The 3647-nt window shown below is 59.5% G+C and carries 3 protein-coding genes and 1 pseudogene; all 4 read right to left on the reverse strand.

Annotated elements, in window-relative coordinates; all coding sequences use genetic code 11:
- Nucleotides 1-276: 276 nt before the first annotated feature.
- The gene (locus tag ACMX3H_RS17625) at nt 277-897 is read right to left on the reverse strand and encodes an FMN-binding negative transcriptional regulator (RefSeq protein WP_415211731.1); all 621 of its coding nucleotides are present in this window, start codon (nt 895-897) and stop codon (nt 277-279) included.
- Nucleotides 898-993: 96 nt separating this feature from the next.
- Entirely contained in the window at nt 994-2172 is a 1179-nt protein-coding gene (locus ACMX3H_RS17630) for a helicase C-terminal domain-containing protein (protein WP_415211732.1), read from the reverse strand.
- A 76-nt stretch (nt 2173-2248) separates the two neighbouring features.
- The gene (locus ACMX3H_RS17635) at nt 2249-3049 is read right to left on the reverse strand and encodes a GNAT family N-acetyltransferase (RefSeq protein ID WP_415211733.1); all 801 of its coding nucleotides are present in this window, start codon (nt 3047-3049) and stop codon (nt 2249-2251) included.
- Nucleotides 3039-3428: pseudogene (locus tag ACMX3H_RS17640) on the reverse strand (ABC transporter permease); the annotation flags it as partial. The pseudogene ACMX3H_RS17640 and the gene ACMX3H_RS17635, both read right to left, overlap by 11 nt.
- Nucleotides 3429-3647: the final 219 nt, after the last annotated feature.

The following is a 3647-nucleotide window of genomic DNA, read 5'->3' on the forward strand; positions in this document are numbered from 1 at the left end:
ATCTTCATATCGATGTTGTCGACATAAAATACTCATTGGGCAGCAACCGCCATTACAAGCGAGAGTTGATCATTCGTAATTTCGCCTGATTTCCTTTTTTGCAAACAATTCTGGACTGTCCAAAATAGCCATTTTTTATAGTTTAGATGAGTCCAGAATTGTCTGCAAATTAGTCCAAAATATTTTACATCGCTACATGATGTTTGCCGCGCCCGATCTCTTTAATAATTTTGTTGTAATCCATTCATCACCTGTTCATGCCGGGGGATAGGCCTGTTAGCCGCGCCCCATCTCCCGGGCCAGCGGCCCATTATCGTCGGCCATAAGCCCGGCTATCGCGCCGTCGCGGTCCGCACGGCTGCGGTTTTGGCTCAATTTCCATTTTGCCTCCGTGCGCGTCACGCGAATGTCTATCCCCACAATAGCGCCTATCTGGGTGTCGATAAAGTCCGGGGGCGCATCTTCGATGCGCCAGGGCACCTGTCGCGGCGCCTCCTGGTTGTCGGTCAACGCCTGCAGCAACGCCATCAGCCATGCCGGGTCGTTTATCACCTGCGCCTGGCCGTGGCAATGCACCGTCTGGTAATTCCAGGTCGTCACGACTTTGCCGTGCTCCGCCTTGGCCGCATACCAGCCGGGGGAAATATAGCCTGCCTCCCCTTGAAAAATCGCCAGACAGGCGCCATCGCGCGCCAGGGATTTACCGTGAGGATTGGCGCGCGCCAAATGCCCGCGCAGCCGCCAGGCGCCGTCGGGATAGCGGTCCAGCAGCAGCGGCAGCGGATCCACCTGCAAGCCCTGTTCGCCGAGGCTTATCAGCTGCGCCAGCGGATGGGCCGCGATAAGGGCGCGCTGCGCTTCGGCGTCCGTCTGTCGGAACGCGGGAGGAATATACATGTGGCTCTCCTGAACATTTCAGCCTACACCTTACAGAGCCGACTTTATCGTGCTCTCGACGCAATAACAATTCATCTGGCCGCGCGTTAACGGCTCTTAGTCGCCCGGCGCTGCCGATTGCGCGCTTGCGGCCGTCGGTGGGGCAAGCGCCGGCTGGACGATAGGAAATACCGGCAGCGCCGCCAGCAAGCGTGCGCCATAGGATTTGGTCAACAACCGCCGATCATAAATGATCACCTCGCCATGGCAGTCGTGGCTGCGGATAAGACGGCCGACCTGCTGAATCAAATTGAAAGAGGCGCTGGGTAAACTCTGTACCTCAAACGGATGGCGCTGCTGAGTTTTCAGCCACTCGCCCTCGGTCAATATAACCGGACTGTCCACCGGCGGAAAAGCCACCTTATGAATGTGTACCTGGGTGAGCAACTCCCCTTTTAGATCCAACCCTTCGGCGAAGGATTGCAGCCCCAAAAGTACGCTGGTCCGCCCACGTTCAACGCGCCGGCGATGTTCCTCCACCAGACGGTAACGGGGCTTATCCCCCTGCACCAGCAGCATGTTTTTCGCCTCCGGCAGCACGGACTCGCTTTCCAGCGCCGCCATGACCAGCACATGATTGGCCACCACCACATCGGCGTTTTCGATCTCTTTGCGCGCCAAATAAAACGGACAGTCGTGGAAATAGTGGCAATTATGTCCGAGACAGTTCGCTTTATCGGTGCTGAGCCTGGCCCAGAGCGGATCGCTCACGGCCTGGGGATAGTGAGCGCGCAGGCCGTCCCAGCTGGCGTTGCTCAGCGACTTTTGCAGCGCCACGCATTGCTGATGTTCGGCGCCGCTGGCGGGGGCCAGCGGGTCATCAAGAAACAGCAGCAGATCGCCCTGGCTGACGCCATCCGCCGCCAGATTGCGCGGGCAGACATAACGCCGGTGGCCGAAGGCCCCGATAAAGGTCAAATCCGGTATGAGCTTTCTCAGCAGCGGCAGATCCTTACTGAAGATCTGATCCTGCAGGGCGACATTGGCGGTGCTCACCACCAGCGATTTTTGCTCGGCACGGCCGATGGCGATGCCCGGAATCAGATACGACAGCGTTTTGCCGACGCCGGTGGGCGCTTCGATCACCAGATGGCGTTCGATATCCCCCGCCAGCGCGCGAGCGATTTCCGCTATCATCTGCCGCTGCGGTTCACGGGGGATAAAATCGGGAATGTGCCGCTGTAGCGCTTTGTACCAGTCGTGGATTTGCGCTTTGGTTGCTACGGAGAACGCCATCGTTGAGGCCTTATCGCTTGGGAATGCGGCATTGTCCCACAGTCGCGGCGCGGCGTCAGCTTTGTGCTGTATAAAACTACAGGGCTTTTCCCAAACATAGCGATTCCGGCCGGTCGCGATAGTGCCGGTAAGGCGCCMCCGGCAGGTATCCGTGACGGCGATAAAAATGCACCGCACGCCAATTCACCTGCCGGGTCGACAACCAGATCTGCCGGTAGCCCCGCGCCCGCGCCTGCTGTTCCAGAAACGACAGCAATGCGGCGCCCACCCCCCGGGTGCCCGGGGGGGCATAGAGGCGTTTTAGCTCTACCACATCGGACGCCAGCGGACGCAGAGCGCCGCAGCCCAGCGCGACGCCGTCGGACTCGGCATAGGCGATGGCGAAACAGCCTCCCTTGCCGACCGTCTGCGCCGGATCAAACACGGCGCGGCCGTCGTCGCCGGTCAGGACGGTCAGCGCGGCGGAGAGTTCATCCATCAGCGTGCGCGCCGCCGCACACTGCGGCGACGCCAAACGGATCTGGAGCGGCAGCAGCGTGGTCACCTGGCGGCCTCCGTCAACGGCACATGCCCGCTCATCAGCGTTCCCCCGCATCGTCGACTGACCTCGGCTCATCGGCCATCGCGCGTCGCGGACCTGCCCACCCGCCCAGCCGGCCGCGGCGGCGGAGAATGCAGGCTCGTTGACCGCCACCTGGCGCGACGGCGCCGCGGCATCAGCCTTGTATCGTTGCGGCGAACATTTATAATGACGGAGGCTATGCATATAAGGATGCCCATGAAGCTTATCAAAACCGCCGTTTTCGGCGTGATTTCCCTGCTCTCGCTCGGCGCCATCGGCGGCGTCATGCTGGCGGGTTATATCATCATCGTCCATAGCTGACGTCAAGCGCCCGCAGCCAGCGTTCAAACAGCATATCGCTGATGATCGCCAGTAGCGCCGCCACCAAGAGCGCGCCCTGCAGCACATAGGCGGTATTGAAGCCGCTCAGTCCGATAATAATCGGTGAGCCCAGGCTTTTTACGCCCACGGTGGACGCTATCGCGGCGGTGCCAATGTTGATAATCACCGACGTCCGAATGCCGCTGATGATAATGGGCTCCGCCAGCGGCAGTTCCAGCCGTCGCAGAATTTGCCCGCGGCTCATGCCCGCCCCGGTCACGATGTCATGCAAGGACGCAGGCACCGTCTCGATACCGGCAATCGTCGCCTGGACAATGGGCAGCAGCAGCCCGTAGAGGACCAGCGCGATTAAGTAAGCGTACGCCCAGCGCCGTCTGTTAATTCCCCATCAAGTTATTGAAAATGATGTCCATTATTTTTTTAATGGGCGCAATTCATGAAACAAACCCCACCAAAACCCTCAAGACATCGTCCCAATTTCCCGCTGGACTTTAATATTAAGCTGGTTGAGCAGGCGCTCCAGCCCGGCGTATCCATTGCCAAGCTGGCACGGGATAACGGTATCAATGAC

Source organism: Sodalis sp. (in: enterobacteria) (genome assembly GCF_047607725.1).
GTDB lineage: Bacteria > Pseudomonadota > Gammaproteobacteria > Enterobacterales > Enterobacteriaceae > JBLKSS01.

Bases quoted from the DNA above. Each gene is read 5' to 3' on its own strand.
- ACMX3H_RS17625 (WP_415211731.1), bottom strand. From the start codon at position 897: ATGTATATTCCTCCCGCGTTCCGACAGACGGACGCCGAAGCGCAGCGC.
- ACMX3H_RS17630 (WP_415211732.1), bottom strand. From the start codon at position 2,172: ATGGCGTTCTCCGTAGCAACCAAAGCGCAAATCCACGACTGGTACAAA.